Source organism: Streptomyces sp. NPDC036984 (assembly GCF_055607665.1).
Window position 1 is genome coordinate 292,233 of sequence record NZ_JBVJRL010000004.1, and the last position, 17,069, is coordinate 309,301.

A 17,069-nucleotide genomic window follows, 5' to 3' on the forward strand; every position below is an offset into this window, starting at 1 on the left:
GGGGGTTCACACGGGCCGCCGAGGATGCGGGACTCATGAGACGTCTCACCCCTGTCCTCGCCCTCGGCGCCCTGCTGCTCACCGCCCTGCCCGCGCACGCGTCCGACGGCCCCGCGCACCGCGAGAGTTACGGCACGAAGGCGCCGTACTCCCCCAAGCTCTCGGCTCCGCTCCAGCAGGGGGGACCCCCCTCCCGGCAGAACCCGCACGGCTACCAGAAGGCCCCGGCCGGATTCGTTCCCGTCTTCACCGAGAACGCCTCCCGGCACGGCTCCCGCGCCGCCAGTGACAGCGAGGACGGCGACCTGGTCCTCGCACTGTGGGACCAGGCCCAGGCGGAGGGCCGGCTCACCCGCCGGGGCGAGGAGTTCGGGCCCCGGGTGCGCGCCCTGACGGCCGCCATGTCCGACATCGGTCACGGCAGCCTCAGCGGGCGCGGCCGGCAGGAGATGCGGGACACCGCCACGCGCCTGGAGCGGCGCCTGCCGGTCCTGTTCGCCCGGATCGCCGACCGGGGCGAGAAGATCGACGTCGTCAGCTCCGGGCAGGGCCGGGCCGTGGACAGCGGCGCCGATTTCACGGGTGCCCTGGCCGCCGCCGACCCGGCCCTGAAACCGCTGATCGGGCCGACCCGCACCGACAAGGACCTGCTGTACTTCCACAAGGCGGCGGGCGGCGCCGCGTACCGCGACTACATCGAGAACGACCAGCGCCTCAAGGGCACCCTGGCGGGCATCACCGACCAGCCGAGGACCCGGCAGGCCGCCCGCAGTGTCCTCGGCAGGATCTTCACGGACTCCTTCGTCACCCGGATCCCCGACCAGGTCGGCGCCGCCCAGGCCGTCTACAACCTGTACGCCATCGCCCCGGCGATGCGCGAGGAGAGCCCGGACGGCAAGGGCTGGGGCATGGAGCGCTTCATCTCCCGCACGGACGCGGCCTGGTTCGGCTACCTGTCCGACGCCGAGGACTTCTACGAGAAGGGCCCCGGTTTCTCGGACAGCGACATCACCTGGAAGATGGCGGGCGTCCTGCTCGACGACTTCTTCGAGCAGGTCGAGGCCAAGCGGGCCGGCACCAGCGACCTCGGCGCCGAACTGCGCTTCACCCACGCCGAGGAGATCATCCCGCTGGCCGCGCTGATGGGGTTGCCCGGCAGCACGGAGCCGGCGGAGCCCGGAGAGCCGTACACCTACGCCGGCAACCCCTGGCGCGGTGCCGCCGTCTCCCCGCTCGGCGCCAACATCCAGTGGGACGTGTTCCAGAAGGGCGACCGCTACCTGGTCCGCATGCTCTACAACGAGAAGGAGACGGCCTTCAAGCCGGAGTGCCGTCCGATCGCCGCGGGCAGCGCCTTCTACGACTTCGACGAGCTGGAGCGCTGCTTCGGACGAGACTGAACGCAGCCGGGCGGGGCGGCTCCGCGGTCGACGGCCCCCGCCCCCTACGGCGCTCAGCCGGCCGCGCACTCCGAGCACGTGCCGAAGATCTCCACCGTGTGGGCCACGTTGACGTACCCGTGCTCCGCGGCGATCGTCTCCGCCCACCTCTCCACCGCGGGCCCCTCCACCTCGACCGCCTTGCCGCAGGTGCGGCAGACGAGGTGGTGGTGGTGTTCGCCGGTGGAGCAGCGGCGGTAGACGGACTCACCGTCGGACGTGCGCAGGACGTCGACCTCGCCGGCCTCGGCGAGGGACTGGAGGGTGCGGTAGACCGTGGTCAGACCGACTGAGTCGCCCTTGTGCTTGAGCATGTCGTGCAGTTCCTGCGCACTGCGGAACTCGTCGACCTCGTCCAGGGCCGCCGCCACGGCTGCACGCTGGCGGGTCGCGCGGCCCTTCACGGGCGGTCCAGCGGTCGTCACCGTTGCCTCCTTCGCTGGCTCACGTCTCGCTTGTTGCCCGGGTCATTCTGCCAGCCCGGACTGTCAGCGGTCAGACGCCGATCTCGTCTCCGGCCCCGCGCGAGGCCGGAATCGAGCACTCCGCCGGTTCCCCGGCGGGCTGCGCCGCGGCGGCCGCACGGGCGCGTCGGCGGGCCAGCGGCGTGGCCAGGGCGGTCAGCACGACGAACGCGGCGATCGTCAGCAGGACGATCGTGGCGCCCGGCGGGACGTCCTGGTAGAAGGAGGTGATCGTGCCGCTGATCGACACGGTGACACCGAGCGCCACGGCGATCGCGAAGGTCGCGGCGAAGCTGCGGGTGAGCTGCTGCGCGGCGGCGACCGGTACGACCATGAGCGCGGAGACCAGGATCAGGCCGACCACCCGCATGGCGACGGTCACGGTCACCGCCGCCGTGACGGCGGTGAGCAGGTTCAGGGCGCGCACGGGCAGCCCGGTGACCCGCGCGAACTCCTCGTCCTGGCTGACCGCGAACAGCTGGCGGCGCAGCCCGAGGGTCACGAGCATCACGAACGCGGCGAGGACCACGATCGCGGTCACGTCCGAGGGGGCGACCGTCGACAGCGAGCCGAACAGATACGACATCAGGTTGGCGTTGGAGCCGCCCGGCGCGATGTTGACGAACATCACGCCGCCGGCCATGCCGCCGTAGAAGAGCATCGCCAGGGCGATGTCGCCGCGCGTCTTGCCGTACCAGCGGATGAGTTCCATCAGGACCGAGCCGAACGCGGCGACGGCCGTGGCCATCCACACCGGCGAGGCGTTCAGCAGGAAGCCGAGGCCGACGCCGGTCATCGCCACGTGCCCGATGCCGTCGCCCATCAGGGGCTGGCGGCGCTGGACCAGGTAGATGCCGATCGCGGGCGCGGTGATGCCGACCAGGACGGCCGCGATGAGTGCCCGCTGCATGAAGGCGTAGTTCAGGAAGTCCATCAGCTCAGCAGTCCCGTGCGGATCGGTTCGGCGCCCGCGGGTGCGTGCGGGTGCACGTGGTCGTGGCCGGGCAGCGCGTGCTGGCCGACCGCCTGCGGGGGCGGGCCGTCGTGCAGGACGCAGCCGTCGCGCAGGACGACTGCCCGGTCGATCAGGGGCTCCAGCGGACCCAGTTCGTGCAGCACGAGCAGGACCGTCGTACCGGCCGCGACCTGCTGCCGCAGCGTCTGGGCCAGCACCTCCTGGCTGGCCAGGTCGACTCCCGCCATCGGCTCGTCCATGATCAGCAGTTCGGGCTCGGCGACCAGGGCGCGGGCGATCAGCACCCGCTGGTGCTGGCCGCCGGAGAGCGCGGTCGCCGAGTCCTTGGCCCGGTCCGCCATGCCGACCGACTCCAGGGCCCGGTGTACGGCCTCGCGGTCGCTCTTGCGGAAGAGGCCGAAGCGGGTGCGGGACAGCCGGCCCGAGGAGACGATCTCGGTGACCGTCGCCGGGACCCCGCCCGCGGCCGTCGTGCGCTGCGGTACGTAGCCCACGCGCGCCCAGTCCCGGAAGGACCGGCGCGGGGTGCCGAACAGGTCGATCGTGCCGCCGCTGACCGGCACCTGGCCGATGATCGTGCGGATCGCCGTGGACTTGCCGGAGCCGTTCGCGCCGAGCAGGGCGACGACCTCGCCGCGGCCGACGGTGAGGTCGATGCCGCGCAGTACGGGACGCGCGCCGAGTTCGGCGGCCACCCCCCGCAGGGCTATGACGGGTTCTCCCATGATCCTGCCCTCCCTGTCGGTCACTTGGCGCCCAGCGCCTGCCGGAGTGCCTTCAAGTTGGCCTCCTGGACCGCGAAGTAGTCCTTGCCGCGACTCTTGTCGGTGATGCCCTCGATCGGGTCGAGCACGTCGGTCTTCAGGCCCGCGTCGTCGGCGACGGTCTTGGCGGTCTTGTCGCTGACCAGGGTCTCGTAGAAGACCGTGGAGACGTGGTCGGCCTCGGCCGTCTTCTGCAGGTCCCGGATCCGGGCGGCGCTCGGCTCCGACTCGGGGTCGAGGCCGCTGATGGCCTCCTCGGTGAGGCCGTAGCGCTCGGCGAGGTAGCCGAAGGCGGCATGCGTGGTGATGAAGACCTTGGTCTTCGTGTCCGCGAGGCCGTCCTTGAACTGCGTGTTCAGCTCGTTCAGCTGCTTCACCAGGGCCGCGGTGTTCTTCTTGTAGTCGGCCGCGTGCTTCGGGTCGGCCTTCGCGAAAGCCTTGCCGACCCCCTCGGCGACCTGGGCGTACCGCACCGGGTCGAGCCAGATGTGCGGGTCCTTGCCCGCCTCTTCCCCGTTCTCGTGGGTGTCGTGCTCGGCCGCGTGGCCGCCCACCTCGTCGCCGTGGTCCTCCAGCGTGGTCAGGGAGGCCGCGTCGATCTTCGTCTTCACCGCGGACTGGGCCACCGCGTCGTCGACGGACGGCTGGAGGTTCTTCAGGTACAGGACCGCGTCGGACTCCTCGAGACCGGCGATCTGCTGCGGGCTGATCTCCAGGTCGTGCGGCTCCTGGCCGGGCGAGGTGAGCGTGGTGACGTGGACGTGGTCGCCGCCGATCCGGTCGGCGAGGAAGGCCATCGGGTAGAACGACGCGACGACGTCGAACTTGCCGGTGTTGGCCGCGGCGCCGTCGCTGGAGCAGGCCGAGAGGGTGCCTGTGCCGAGGGCGATGACCATGGCGGCCGCGGCGGCGGGTATGGAGCGCTGCGCGCGGGGCCGGGTGCGTCGTCGTACGTTCATGACAGTCATTTTCAACAAACATGGAAACCGTTGTCAACAACGCTCGTCATGCGGTCCGAGCAGGGGGCCGATTTGGTCGTGGGGGAGCCTGCGCCGGTAACCTGAATCATTCGCTGGAAGCATCTCGCTTCAACGCCCGTCGTCGTAATGAAGAGAGCACCGTGGCCGCCGACAAGATCGACACCATCGTCAGCCTGAGCAAGCGCCGTGGCTTCGTTTTCCCGTGCAGTGAGATCTACGGCGGACAGCGTGCCGCCTGGGACTACGGACCGCTGGGTGTCGAGCTCAAGGAGAACATCAAGCGCCAGTGGTGGCGCTACATGGTGACGTCGCGCGAGGACGTCGTCGGTATCGACTCGTCCGTCATCCTGGCCTCGGAGGTCTGGGTCGCCTCGGGCCATGTCGCCACCTTCACGGACCCGCTGACCGAGTGCACCTCGTGCCACAAGCGGTTCCGCGCCGACCACCTGGAAGAGGCGTACGAGGAGAAGAAGGGCCACGCCCCGGCGAACGGCCTCGCGGACATCAACTGCCCGAACTGCGGCAACAAGGGCCAGTTCACCGAGCCCAAGCAGTTCTCCGGTCTGCTCTCCACCCACCTCGGCCCGACCCAGGACTCCGGCTCCGTCGCCTACCTGCGCCCGGAGACCGCCCAGGGCATCTTCACCAACTTCGCCCAGGTGCAGACCACCTCGCGCCGCAAGCCGCCGTTCGGCATCGCGCAGATGGGCAAGTCGTTCCGCAACGAGATCACGCCGGGCAACTTCATCTTCCGCACCCGCGAGTTCGAGCAGATGGAGATGGAGTTCTTCGTCAAGCCGGGCGAGGACGAGCAGTGGCAGGAATACTGGATGGAGCAGCGCTGGAACTGGTACCGCGGTCTGGGTCTCCGTGAGGAGAACATGCGCTGGTACGAGCACCCGAAGGAGAAGCTCTCCCACTACTCCAAGCGCACCGCCGACATCGAGTACCGCTTCCAGTTCGGCGGCAGCGAGTGGGGCGAGCTGGAGGGTGTCGCCAACCGCACCGACTACGACCTCTCCGCCCACTCCAAGGCCTCCGGCCAGGACCTCTCCTACTTCGACCAGGAGGCCGGCGAGCGCTGGACGCCGTACGTCATCGAGCCCGCGGCCGGTGTCGGCCGCACCATGCTGGCCTTCCTCCTCGACGCCTATGTCGAGGACGAGGCGCCGAACGCCAAGGGCAAGATGGAGAAGCGGACCGTGCTGCGCCTGGACCACCGCCTCGCCCCGGTGAAGGTGGCCGTCCTCCCGCTGTCCCGGAACCCGGAGCTGTCCCCGAAGGCCAAGGGCCTCGCCCAGGCGCTGCGGCAGAACTGGAACATCGAGTTCGATGACGCCGGCGCCATCGGCCGCCGCTACCGCCGCCAGGACGAGATCGGTACGCCGTACTGCGTGACCGTCGACTTCGACACGCTCGAGGACAACGCGGTGACCGTGCGCGAGCGTGACTCGATGAAGCAGGAGCGCGTGTCGCTGGACCAGATCGAGGGCTACCTGGCCCAGCGCCTCATCGGCTGCTGACGCCGGACGGCACTCTTTCGCCCACCCACCGCCCGACCCGTTCGGCCGGTGGGTGGGCTTTCTCGTCCAGGAAGCCGTCGCGGTCACGACCTGGCGGCGGCCACGCCCGCGCCGTCCGCGGCCCGGTGGCAGCGGGCCGGCACTTCCCGCGGGGTGCGGGGGCAGCCGGCCGTCAGGGCCTTGGTGGGACCACCGGCGGCCGGTAGGGCCGACGCCGTCAACGGCCCTGCAGCGCCCTGACGTTGTCGCCGAAGGTCCAGTTCTTCGAGCCGTCCCAGTTGATCGACCAGGTCATCAGGCCCTTGAGCGACGTGCCGTAGTGCTTCCAGGCCTGGGACACCAGGGACGGAGCCATGTAGCCGCCGCCCGCGCCGGACTGGGCCGGCAGACCCGGGACCTGCTTGTCGTACGGCACCCTGATCGTCGTGCCCTGGACCACCAGCCCCTTGGCGAGGCAGTCGGTCTGCGCGGTGAAGCCCTGCACCGTGCCGGCCGCGTACGAGTCGCCGGAGCAGCCGTACATGCTGCCGTTGTAGTACTGCATGTTCAGCCACCACAGCCGGCCGTTGTCCGCGTACTTCTTGATGATCGGCAGGTACGCGCCCCAGATCGAACCGTAGGTGACGCTGCCGCCGGTGACGTACGCCGTCTCCGGGGCCATCGTCAGGCCGAAGCCGGCCGGCATCTGCGCGAGGATCCCGTCGATGATGCGGATCAGGTTGGCCTGGGACGGGGAGAGCCGGCCGATGTCCCCGCTGCCCACCAGGCCCGTCTCGATGTCGATGTCGATGCCGTCGAAGCTGTACTTCTTCAGGATCGGCACGATGGTCGCCACGAAACGGTCGGCGACGGCCGAGGACGACAGGTCGATGCCGGCCGCCGCGCCGCCGATCGAGAGCAGGATTGTCTGGCCGGACGCCTTGGCCGCACACATCTCGGCGGGCGTGGCCACCTTCACGCCGGCGTCCATGCCGTCCTCCCACAGGGCCGTGCCGTCGGAGCGGATGACCGGGAAGGCCGCGTTGATCACGTTGTAGCCGTGGGCGGGGATGCGGGAGTCGGTGATCGGGGTCCAGCCGAAGGGCGGGTGGACCCCGTTGGCGGAGCCGTCCCAGTTCTCCCAGTAGCCCTGGAGCACCTTGCCCGCCGGCCGTGACCTCACCGCGCAGGTGTCGGCGGCGGAGGCGGTGGGCGCGGTGGCGAGCGCGAGCGGGACGGCCAGGGCGGTCGTGGTGAGGGCGGCGGTGAGCAGGCGCAGGGCGCGGCGGAGCATCGGGCCTCCCGGTGGGGGATCGGTGAGGTGTCGTAGACATGACAGTGCGCTGGTCCAGACCTGCCGTCAATAGGTCTGGACCATTCGGCGCGCCCGATCATGCTGACAGCTATGGAATGACAGATATTGAAATCTGTCAGCTGTCATGTCAGAGTGGAGGCATGACGATGCGAACCCGACCCCTCGGAACCACCGGCCCCCAGGTCTCCGCCCTCGGCCTCGGCTGCATGGGCATGTCCGCGCTCTACGGCGACGCCGACCGCGCGGAGTCCGTCGCGACGATCCACGCCGCCCTGGAGGCGGGCGTGACCCTGCTGGACACCGGCGACTTCTACGCCATGGGGCACAACGAGATGCTCATCGGCGAGGCCCTGCGCGCCGCGCCGCCCACCCTGCGCGAAAAGGCGCTGGTCAGCGTCAAGTTCGGCGCCCTGCGCGACCCGGCGGGCAACTGGATCGGCTACGACGGCCGCCCCGCCGCCGTGAAGAACTTCGCCGCCTACTCCCTCCAGCGCCTCGGCGTCGACCACATCGACGTCTACCGGATCGCCCGCCTCGACCCGGAGGTGCCGATCGAGGAGACCGTCGGCGCGATCGCCGAACTGATCGAGCAGGGATACGTGCGCCATGTCGGCCTGAGCGAGGTCGGCGCCGAGACCATCCGCCGGGCCGCCGCCACCGCCCCGGTCGCCGATCTCCAGATCGAGTACTCGCTGATCTCCCGCACCATCGAGCGGGAGATCCTGCCGACCACCCGTGAGCTGGGCATCGGCATCACCGCGTACGGCGTGCTCTCCCGCGGGCTGATCTCCGGCCACTTCTCCCGCGACCGGCAACTGGCCGCGAACGACTTCCGCGCCCACTCGCCGCGCTTCCAGGGCGAGAACCTCCGGCACAACCTGAATCTGGTCGAGGCGCTGCGCAAGATCGCCGAACAGAAGGACGTGACGGTCGCGCAGATCGCCATCGCCTGGGTGCTGGCGCGGGGCGAGGACATCGTGCCGCTCGTCGGTGCCCGCACCCGCGAGCGGCTGACCGAGTCGCTGGGCGCGCTGGACGTCACCCTGGACGCGGCCGACCTCGCGGCGATCGAGGAGGCCGTACCCGCGGACGCGGCGGCGGGCGACCGCTACCCGACCGCGCAGATGGCGCACCTCGACAGCGAGCGCTGAACCCGCCGCCCGGTACGGTCTATGGCATGCCACCGACCAGCGAGACCCTGACCGCCGAGCGCATCCTCGAAGCCACCGAGGAGGTGCTGCGCCGCCACGGCCCGGCCAAGGCCACCGTGGTCGACGTGGCCCGCGCGCTCGGCGTCAGCCACGGCAGCGTCTACCGGCACTTCCGCACCAAGGCGGCGCTGCGCGAGGCGGTCACCAAGCGCTGGCTGGACCGGACCTCCGAGAAGCTCGCCGGGATCGTCACCGCCGGGGGCCGCGACCCCGAGCAGCGGCTGCGGGACTGGCTCGCCGCCCTCTTCGCCGCCAAGCGGCGGAAGGCGGGCGACGACCCCGAGCTGTTCGCCACCTACACCGTGCTCACCGACGAACTCGGGGGCGTGGTCCACGAGCACATAGCCGATCTGACCGGCCAGCTGACCCGGATCATCGCCGCGGGCGCCGAGGCGGGCGTCTTCCGTGTGTCCGACCCGGGCACCGCGGCCCGCGCCGTCTTCCAGGCCACCGGCCGCTTCCACGACCCCGGCTACGCCCGCGAGTGGACCGCCCCCGGCGTCGAGGAGGAGTTCCGGGCCGTCGTGGACCTGCTGGTGCGAGGGCTGCGGGCGGTCGGCGGTTGACTCGATGAGCACACCGGCACCCTTGGGTTCCAGGTGGGCCTGAAGCCGGCCGGCCACCCCGCGTCCGCCGCTGTTCGGGCGGCGGTGCGGTGAGGGCGCTCAGTCGTGTCAGCTGCCCCCGGCGCCCAGTGCGGTCAGCAGGACCAGAACCAGGGTGACCACCGCGAGCAGGCCGTGTGCCACCACGACCGCCACCGGGAAGTGCCGTTCGGCGGGGACGGTGCCTTCGGCTCCCGGGCCCGCGGCGGCCGCGGGCGCGGTGCGGTCGCGGTAGACGGGGATCCAGCGGGCCAGCATCACGAATCCCAGCAGGGCGACCGGCAGCAGCAGGATGAACGACGTCCAGGCCAGGGCGGTCTTGTCGGCCACGATGTAGATGATCCACACCAGCAGTCCGATCGCGGCCAGAGCGAAGTGGCCGAATACCACGGGCGCGGGCAGGCGGCTGGTGCCGGTCTGCTGCCGGCGAATGCCGCCGCGTCGGATCCAGGTGCCGAGCATGTAGAACCCGCCGAGAGCGGTGACCACCCAGGTGATCAGTGCGGCGATGTCCATGGGGAACTCCAGAGGGGAACGGTGGTGACGGCGGCTGGGGGACCCGGCTGCCGTCGTGGGGACGTGCCGAGGGGCCGGGTCACACAGCGGATCCGGCACACCTCCGGTTGCCGTCGGGCGTGTATCCCTCGGCCTGGGTGTTCTCGTCGGCGACCCGTACGCCGTAGCGGTAGGCGAGCTTGCCGCCCAGGAATCCCGAGACCGCGAGGGCCGCGATGCTGAGCGCGGACAGGGCGAGCTTGCCGATGCCCACACTTGCGCCGCCGGCGTAGTCGCCCTGCCGCCACAGGAAGCCGACGACGTAGGCGGCGGTCACCAGCAGGTTCAGCGTCATGTGGACCAAGGCGGTCCGGAAGGCCGGCGTGCCGGCCGGAATCGCGAACAGATCGAGGAATCCGACCATGGCCGCCAGCAGGGCACCGATCACCCCGACCGCGATCAGCCACTCGGACGCCTGGGTGAGGAACCCGGGGCGGTGCACGACATGGGACGCGATGTCGAACACCAGGCTGGTCACCCAGGCACCGATCGGCACTGTCACGAGGATCGGGTGGAACGGGTGCCCGTACGGGCCGGCGAGCGCGGCGCTGACCGGTCGCTTCGCCTCCAGCTGTGACTCACTGGCCATCGCAACCTCCCACTAGTTTCACCAATAAATCTTGGTCTTATTGCGGGGAGGCGTCAAGACGCGCAGTGCGGAGGGGTAAAAGAACGCTTGTGCCCACAGGACTGGGCGTTACCGTGGTGTGGTGGCTTTTGATCCGACAGTGCAGGCCGACGGGGCTGACAGCGCCATCGACTCCATCAGCGTCCTGAGTGAGGAGTCGCGGCGGCGTATGTTCGCCTTCATCCGCCGCGCCGGCCGTGCCGTCACCCGGGACGAGGCCGCCGCCAGTGTCGGCATCTCCCGCAAGCTCGCCGCCTTCCACCTCGACAAGCTCGTCGACGCCGGCCTGCTGCACGCCCGCTACGAGACGCCCGGCGGGATCCGCAAGGTCGGTCGGCGACCGAAGGTGTACGAGCCCACCGACGCCCAGATCACCGTGAACATCCCCGACCGGCGCCACGAACTCCTCGCGGATCTCCTCTTGGACGCCGTCCTGACCGAGGGTGCCGACGAGAGCGCCGCACAGGCGGCCGTGCGGACCGCGGAACACCGTGGCCGGCAGCTGGGCGAGGCCGCCCGCGAGGAGACCCGCCCCGGCCGCCTGGGCCCCGAGCGCGGGCTGACCGCCTGCGAGCGCCTGCTCGATGCGTACGGCTACGAACCGGTGCGGGAAACCCCGACCCGGCTGCGGCTGCGCAACTGTCCCTTCCACCCGTTGGCCGCCAGGGCCCCGGAACTGGTGTGCGGGATGAACCAGGCATTCCTCTCCGGCTACCTCGCCGGCCTCGAGGTCAACGGCGTGAACGCGGTCCTGGCTCCCGAGCCCGGGGAATGCTGCGTACGGTTGGGCACGAGCGACACCGATCGTGATGACCGGATGGCTCAGGACGGCTGAGGCGAGGCCGGCCGCCCACGGCGCCCAGAAGGTACTCGGACTCCTCGGCGGCCAGGGGCGGACGGCGGGTACGCGTGGCTCAGCGCGACGACTGCCGGGGCGCCGCCGGGTCGACCGTCGCCTGGTGGGCCTCGGCCAGGTGCTCCTGCGCCTTCAGCCACGGCAGGAACTGCGCGCCCTGCCGCCGGCCGCAGGTGTCGCACCGGATCGTGCGACGGACACCCCGGCGTTCCACCCGGACCACGTGTTCCCGGCCGTGCCGGTCCCAGCGGCTGACCTTGCTCGTCCTGCTGCCTGACGGCATCACGCCCTCCCTCCCCGGGCCGGCCCACCCGGCCGCAAGGAGTGTGCAGCAGGACCGCCGTCGACAGGGGCGGTTCATCCCGAATGGGGCAAGCCGTGCCCCGCGCTCAGCCGACCGTCCGGGGCAGCCGCAGGCTCAGCAGGCCGGTCAGCACGATCCCGGCCAGCTGCACCAGCAGCGTGGTGACCAGCGCGTCCCGCATGCCCAGATGCGGCGCGAGGACCAGGAACAGGGTGCCCAGCGTGGCCACGCCCAGGGCCAGTGCCGACTGCTGAGTGGTCACCATCACACCGCCGCCGACGCCGGCCCGGGCGGGCGGCACCTCGGACAGCACGAGCCGCATGATGTTGGGCAGTTGGAGCGCCTGACCCGCACCGGCCACGGCCGCGCCCGGCAGCAGCGAACCGAGGTCCAGATGCGGCCAGTCCCGCCAGGCGGCCAGCACGATCAGCAGGATGCCCACGCCCTGGACGACGGACCCGGCGGTGACCACCCGGGTGCCGTACCGGGCGATCAGCCGGGGCCCGGCGAGCGAGACGAACAGGAACGCCACGGCCATCGGCGCGAGCGCCAGCCCGGCCGGCACCGGGCCCAGCCCGGCGCCCTGCTGGAGCGCCAGCGCGATCACGAACATGAACCCGCTGAAGCCGATGGAGAACGGCACCATCAGCACCAGACCGCGCCGCATGGACGCCACCGCGAACAGGCTCGGCGGCACCAGCGGAGTCCGCCCCGCCCGGTCCGCCCGTCGCTCCACCACCCAGAACGCGCCCGCCGCGAACGGGAACGCGGCCAGCGACAGCCATGTCCACAGCGGCCAGCCGGCGGCCCGGCCCTCGGTGAGCGGCGCGAGCAGCGTCAGCAGGGACACCGCGAGCAGGACCGTGCCGGGCCCGTCCACGGGCTCCGGGTGCTGCGAGCGCGTCTCCGGTACGAACCGCGCCGCGAGCACCAGCCCCAGCACGACCACCGGCACATTGACCAGGAAGATCGCCCGCCACCCGGTTCCGGCGACATCGGCGGCGACCAGCACCCCGCCGAGTATCTGCCCGGCCACCATGGACAGCCCGGCCGTGGCGCCGTACAGGCTCATGGCCTTCGCCCGGCGCGCGCCGCTCGTGGCGGCCTGGATGGTGGCGAGCACCTGCGGCAGCATCGCGGCGGCCGCGGCGCCCTGCGCGGCCCGGGCCGCGACCAGGCTCCACGCATCGGGCGCCAGCCCGCAGGCCAGCGAGGTGACGCCGAAGGCGGCCATCCCGCCGAGGAACAGCCGGCGCCGGCCGAACAGGTCCCCGAGCCGGCCGCCGAGCACGAGCAGCACGGCGTACGCGACCCCGTACCCGGCGACGACCAGCTCCAGCACGGCCTCGCCCGCGGCGAGGTCGGAGCCGATGGTGGGCAGGGCGACATTGACGATGAAGAAGTCGACCAGCGGCAGCGCCGCGGCCAGCAGGACGGTGAACAGCCCGGGCCCGCCGAGCGCGGGCGGCGCGGCCGTCGGCCGGACGGCCGGGGCGGTGACGGTTTCACTCATGCCTCCGAGCCTGCGGGACCGCCCAAGCTGGTACCAGAGTGTCTTTCTCCTGGTAGCAGAACTACCCGGAAACAGGTTCGGGGATCAGGGGAGACCCTCAGTCCGGTGGTGAGAGCCCGTTGTCCTGGTAGTGGAAGCACCTGGAAACAGGCTGGCCGGAGCGGCACCCTGGGCGTATGACGACCACGGCCCAGGAGACCCCGCATCAGCCGGCCCCGCCGACCCGTCCGGGCCCGGCCCGGGGAGCGGAGATCCGCCGGCACGAGCTGGCCGCCTTCCTGCGCAGCAGGCGGGAACGCATCACGCCGGAACAGGTGGGCCTGCCGCGCGGCACCCGCCGACGCACCCCCGGACTGCGCCGGGAGGAGGTCGCCCAGCTCTCCGCGGTCGGCGTCACCTGGTACACCTGGCTCGAACAGGCCCGCGACATCCAGGTCTCGGTGCAGGTCCTGGACGCCCTCGCGCGCGCCCTGCGCCTCGACGCCAGCGAACGCGCCCACCTCTTCCAGCTGGCCGGCACGACCGACCCGACGCCCGCTGCGAACTGCCCGAGCGTCACCCCCGCCCTGCGCGAGATGCTGACCCGGCTGGAGCCGATCCCGGCCTGCATCCAGAACAGCCGGTACGACATCCTCGCCTACAACCGCACCTACGGCCGCCTGATGGGCGACCTGGACACGATCCCGCCCGAGGACCGCAACTGCGTGCTCCTCGTCCACACCGACAGGGACTGGCAGGCGGCGGTCGTCCACCTCCAGGAGACCCAGCGGTTGATGGCCGCCCGGCTGCGCGCCTCGCTGGCCGGCCATCTCGGCGAGCCCGCCTGGAAGATGCTGCTCAAGCGCCTGGAGACGGAGTCCCCGGAGTTCCGCGAGAACTGGCGGCGCTACGAGGTGGTCGGCACCCGCTCCAAGACCAAGGAGTTCCTCAACCCCTACGTCGGCCACCTCACCCTGGAACACACCGACCTGTGGCTGGGCCCCCAACTGGGCGCCCGGATGGTGACGTACACCCCGAAGAACGACGAGACCCGGGAGCGGCTGGAGCGGCTGCACGAGATCGCGTCCGGGGTGCCGGCGCGCTGACCCTCAGCCCTCCACCCCGGTGGAGGTGTGGGGCGCGCCGACCGGCTTGGACTCGGGGGAGCCGCGCTGGCGCAGGTAGACCGAGAGGATGGCCATCGAGGCGACGGCCAGCAGTTCGGACTGCCAGTTCTGGAGGGTGCGGCCCCAGAAGTCGGCCGATCCCAGGTACTCCCACCAGGAGATGGGCGCCTGGAGCCGGCGCAGGTGTTCCTCGTTGTAGGCGGCGGAACCGGTGATGGACTGCGCCAGCCAGGACCAGGCGAAGATGACGGCCATGACCAGGCCCAGGGAGCGGGCGTACAGCCGCTGCCGCCAGCCCTTGTCGGCGGCCCAGCGCGGCGAGGACGGGCCGGCGTGGTCGCCGACCTTCTGCTCCCGATCGCTCTCCACACCGGCCTTGTGCAGCTCCTTGGACTCGGGCGAACCGCGCTGGAGCAGCCAGACGGTGCCGAAGATGTAGAGGAAGAACTGGAGGTATTCCGACTGCCAGTTCTCGGTGACGTCCACGGCGAAGTCGGAGGTCGTCAGGTAGGCGAGGAAGCCGACCGGATACAGGCCGTCGGCGCGCAGCTGGTTGTTGAAGTCGGCGTGCCCGGCCACCGCCTGCCCGGCGAGGGCGAGCAGGAAGCCGGTGAGGAAGACGAGGGTGAGGCTGTTGTTCCGCAGGACGCGGGCGAGACGGTTCACCGGTGCATCAGCCCCACGGCGGTGAAGTAGCACAGGCCGGTGCCGACCAGAAGCAGGAGCAGGGCGAACAGGGTGCGCATGGCCGGCTCAGCCGCCTTTCACCGTGCACTGGTACGGCTGTCCGGGGCGGGGGACGCAGCCCGCCGCGGTGATCAGCCATCCGGCCGGGAAGGCCGACAGGAACAGGGTGTCGCCGTCCAGGACGACCTGTGCCTGCCGGCCGTAGACCCGGACGTTCCGTACGGTGCCCCCGTCGGGTAGCTGCTCCTCGGGAAGGGCCTTCGCGCACGGGGATTCGGCGGACTGCTCGACCTCCTGGCGCGTCTCCGGCGCGAGCGCCGCGCACGCGCGCGAGCCGTCGTCGCGCCGGACGCTCTCCTCGAAGCGCACGGCGGCCCGGGACGCGGCCGTCTCCCGCTCACCGAGCGTCCCGCACCCGGCCAGGCAGACGGCGCAGACGAGCACGGTCGGGCCGGTACGCCTCCAGCACGGCAACGAAAACCTCCACGGGCACGGCGGAGCTGCTGCCGGACATGGTGGGGCGAGCGCGCCGCCGGGGCCGGAAGCCGCGCCGTGTCCCGGGCGGACACGGAGCGTTCGGGCTACCCCGGCCGCCGGATCCGGCGACCCCGGGGGATGACGAAGGCAGGCCTCAGGCCCGCTCCCCGGCCCCCACCACCTGGCGCACCTGCGCCGACTCCAGCTGTTCGGCCGTCCGTTCAGCGGTGCGGCGGGCCCAGCGGCCGCTGGTGAGGAGGCCGAGGACCAGGATGGCCAGGCCGCAGCCGGCGAGGATCCACCAGCCGGGGCGGGCCGCCGAGACGAACACCTGCCGGTACGCGGACGAGCCGGTGCCGGAGGCCAGGACGGCGCCGATCACCGCGACGCCGAGCGTCTGGCCCAGCTGCCGGCTGGTGGAGGCGACGGCGGCGGCCACCCCGGCCTGGGCGCGGGGCATGCCCGACACCGCCGTGTTGGTGATCGGGGCGTTCACGAAGCCGAAGCCGATGCCGAAGAGGACGTAGCCGAGCAGGAGGGTGGTGTTCGCCGTCTCCGCCTCGAAGGCCGCGAACAGGACACCGCTCGCGGTCATCGCCGTACCGGCCACCAGCAGGGGGAGGCGGGGGCCGCGGCTGCCGACCAGACGGCCGGAGAGGGGCGCGCACAGGAACGTCGGCACGGCCATCGGCAGCATCCACAGGCCGGCGTGCAGGGCGTCGAGGCCGCGAACGTTCTGGAGGTACAGGGTGGACAGGAACAGGAAGCCGCCGAGGGCGGCGAACGCGCTGATCGCGATCACGGTGGCGCCGCTGAACGGGGCCGAGCGGAAGAAGCGCAGGTCTATGAGGGGTTCGGCGCGCCGGGGCTCGTACCGGAGCAGGGCCAGCAGGGCGGCCACGGCGATCACGGCGAACGGCGCCACGTGCCCGGCGCCCGACTCCGGCGCCTCGATGATCGCATACGTCAGCGAGCCGAACAGGGCGATCACCAGCAGCTGGCCGACCGGGTCGGGGCGGCGGGCCCTGGGCGCACGGGACTCGGGGACGAAGCGGAGGGTGAGCAGCAGGGCGGCGAGGCCGACCGGGAGGTTGACCCAGAAGATGGCGCGCCAGCTCACCGACTGCACCAGCAGCCCGCCGACGAGCGGGCCCGCCGCCATGGAGATGCCGACCACCGCACCCCACACACCGATCGCGCGGGCGCGCTCCCGGGCGTCGGTGAAGGTGTTGGTGATGATCGACATGGCGACCGGATTGAGCATCGAGCCGCCCACCGCCTGCATCATGCGGAACACGATCAGCAGTTCCAGGCTGGGGGCGACGGAGCAGAGCACGGAGCCGAGGGTGAACACCACCAGGCCCGCCATGAAGACGCGTTTGCGCCCGATCCGGTCGGCCGTGGAGCCCGCGAGCATCAGCAGCGAGGCCAGGACGAGCGTGTAGGCGTCGATCGTCCACTGGAGGCCGGAGGTGGTGGCGTGCAGGTCGCGCTGCATGGACGGCAGCGCCACGTTCAGCACGGTGTTGTCGAGGCTCACGATGAGCAGGCTCATGCAGCAGATCGCGAGCACGAGCAGGCGTTGGCGGTGGCTCGACTCGGGCATGGGCGCCATCGTACGCCGACTTCGATAGTGCGTCTAACTAATGGGTTGTACATGATCTTTGGCGATACGCGACAATGGGGC

General features: G+C 71.3%; 18 protein-coding genes. 6 read left to right on the forward strand and 12 right to left on the reverse strand.

Features of this window, described 5'->3' with window-relative positions:
* The first annotated feature begins 35 nt into the window (after positions 1-35).
* The gene (locus tag ACZ7DL_RS10685) at positions 36-1,400 is read left to right on the forward strand and encodes a histidine-type phosphatase (protein ID WP_470773187.1); all 1,365 of its coding nucleotides are present in this window, start codon (positions 36-38) and stop codon (positions 1,398-1,400) included.
* A gap of 53 nt (positions 1,401-1,453) precedes the next feature.
* Here the strand turns inward: ACZ7DL_RS10685 and ACZ7DL_RS10690 are convergent, their stop codons facing one another.
* The 4 genes from ACZ7DL_RS10690 to ACZ7DL_RS10705 form a co-directional block, all read right to left on the reverse strand.
* Positions 1,454-1,864: a Fur family transcriptional regulator gene (locus ACZ7DL_RS10690; protein ID WP_470773188.1), complete on the reverse strand. Its 411-nt coding sequence runs from the start codon at positions 1,862-1,864 to the stop codon at positions 1,454-1,456.
* A gap of 70 nt (positions 1,865-1,934) precedes the next feature.
* A complete protein-coding gene (locus ACZ7DL_RS10695) occupies positions 1,935-2,837 on the reverse strand; it encodes a metal ABC transporter permease (protein ID WP_470773190.1) in 903 nt (300 codons plus the stop codon).
* A complete protein-coding gene (locus tag ACZ7DL_RS10700; RefSeq protein ID WP_470773583.1) occupies positions 2,837-3,607 on the reverse strand; it encodes a metal ABC transporter ATP-binding protein in 771 nt (256 codons plus the stop codon). Before ACZ7DL_RS10700 ends, ACZ7DL_RS10695 begins: the two co-directional genes overlap by 1 nt.
* Before the next feature lie 17 nt (positions 3,608-3,624).
* Positions 3,625-4,602 carry a metal ABC transporter substrate-binding protein gene (locus ACZ7DL_RS10705; RefSeq protein ID WP_470773191.1) on the reverse strand — a complete coding sequence of 326 codons (978 nt, stop codon included), beginning with the start codon at positions 4,600-4,602 and terminating at the stop codon, positions 3,625-3,627.
* A gap of 161 nt (positions 4,603-4,763) precedes the next feature.
* On the opposite strand from ACZ7DL_RS10705, the gene ACZ7DL_RS10710 reads away from it, so the two are divergent.
* A complete protein-coding gene (locus ACZ7DL_RS10710; protein ID WP_470773192.1) occupies positions 4,764-6,146 on the forward strand; it encodes a glycine--tRNA ligase in 1,383 nt (460 codons plus the stop codon).
* 217 nt (positions 6,147-6,363) lie between these two features.
* Here ACZ7DL_RS10710 and ACZ7DL_RS10715 read toward each other — a convergent pair whose 3' ends face one another.
* Positions 6,364-7,419, reverse strand: coding sequence for a chitinase (locus ACZ7DL_RS10715; protein WP_470773194.1), 1,056 nt, complete (start codon positions 7,417-7,419; stop codon positions 6,364-6,366).
* Between the two features lie 161 nt (positions 7,420-7,580).
* On the opposite strand from ACZ7DL_RS10715, the gene ACZ7DL_RS10720 reads away from it, so the two are divergent.
* Positions 7,581-8,591, forward strand: a complete 1,011-nt coding sequence (locus tag ACZ7DL_RS10720; protein ID WP_470773195.1) for an aldo/keto reductase — start codon at positions 7,581-7,583, stop codon at positions 8,589-8,591.
* Between the two features lie 26 nt (positions 8,592-8,617).
* Entirely contained in the window at positions 8,618-9,217 is a 600-nt protein-coding gene (locus ACZ7DL_RS10725) for a TetR/AcrR family transcriptional regulator (protein ID WP_470773197.1), read from the forward strand.
* A gap of 108 nt (positions 9,218-9,325) precedes the next feature.
* Here ACZ7DL_RS10725 and ACZ7DL_RS10730 read toward each other — a convergent pair whose 3' ends face one another.
* Entirely contained in the window at positions 9,326-9,772 is a 447-nt protein-coding gene (locus ACZ7DL_RS10730; protein ID WP_470773199.1) for a hypothetical protein, read from the reverse strand.
* 79 nt (positions 9,773-9,851) lie between these two features.
* On the reverse strand, positions 9,852-10,400 hold the full coding sequence (locus tag ACZ7DL_RS10735) for a DUF2231 domain-containing protein (protein ID WP_470773200.1): 549 nt from the start codon (positions 10,398-10,400) through the stop codon (positions 9,852-9,854).
* A gap of 121 nt (positions 10,401-10,521) precedes the next feature.
* On the opposite strand from ACZ7DL_RS10735, the gene ACZ7DL_RS10740 reads away from it, so the two are divergent.
* Positions 10,522-11,274: a helix-turn-helix transcriptional regulator gene (locus tag ACZ7DL_RS10740; RefSeq protein WP_470773202.1), complete on the forward strand. Its 753-nt coding sequence runs from the start codon at positions 10,522-10,524 to the stop codon at positions 11,272-11,274.
* 79 nt (positions 11,275-11,353) lie between these two features.
* On the opposite strand, the gene ACZ7DL_RS10745 is transcribed toward ACZ7DL_RS10740, so the two are convergent.
* Positions 11,354-11,578, reverse strand: coding sequence for a hypothetical protein (locus ACZ7DL_RS10745; protein WP_470773204.1), 225 nt, complete (start codon positions 11,576-11,578; stop codon positions 11,354-11,356).
* Positions 11,579-11,684: 106 nt separating this feature from the next.
* Positions 11,685-13,112, reverse strand: coding sequence for an MFS transporter (locus ACZ7DL_RS10750; RefSeq protein WP_470773206.1), 1,428 nt, complete (start codon positions 13,110-13,112; stop codon positions 11,685-11,687).
* A gap of 176 nt (positions 13,113-13,288) precedes the next feature.
* Between ACZ7DL_RS10750 and ACZ7DL_RS10755 the strand changes: the two genes are divergently transcribed.
* On the forward strand, positions 13,289-14,197 hold the full coding sequence (locus tag ACZ7DL_RS10755; protein ID WP_470773207.1) for a helix-turn-helix transcriptional regulator: 909 nt from the start codon (positions 13,289-13,291) through the stop codon (positions 14,195-14,197).
* Positions 14,198-14,200: 3 nt separating this feature from the next.
* Here ACZ7DL_RS10755 and ACZ7DL_RS10760 read toward each other — a convergent pair whose 3' ends face one another.
* The 3 genes from ACZ7DL_RS10760 to ACZ7DL_RS10770 form a co-directional block, all read right to left on the reverse strand.
* Positions 14,201-14,884 (reverse strand): DUF6766 family protein, encoded by a 684-nt coding sequence (locus ACZ7DL_RS10760; protein WP_470773208.1) that lies wholly within the window; start codon positions 14,882-14,884, stop codon positions 14,201-14,203.
* Between the two features lie 87 nt (positions 14,885-14,971).
* Complete coding sequence (locus ACZ7DL_RS10765; protein WP_470773209.1) at positions 14,972-15,349, reverse strand: hypothetical protein; 378 nt, start codon at positions 15,347-15,349, stop codon at positions 14,972-14,974.
* 187 nt (positions 15,350-15,536) lie between these two features.
* Positions 15,537-16,988: an MFS transporter gene (locus ACZ7DL_RS10770; protein ID WP_470773210.1), complete on the reverse strand. Its 1,452-nt coding sequence runs from the start codon at positions 16,986-16,988 to the stop codon at positions 15,537-15,539.
* Positions 16,989-17,069 lie beyond the last annotated feature (81 nt).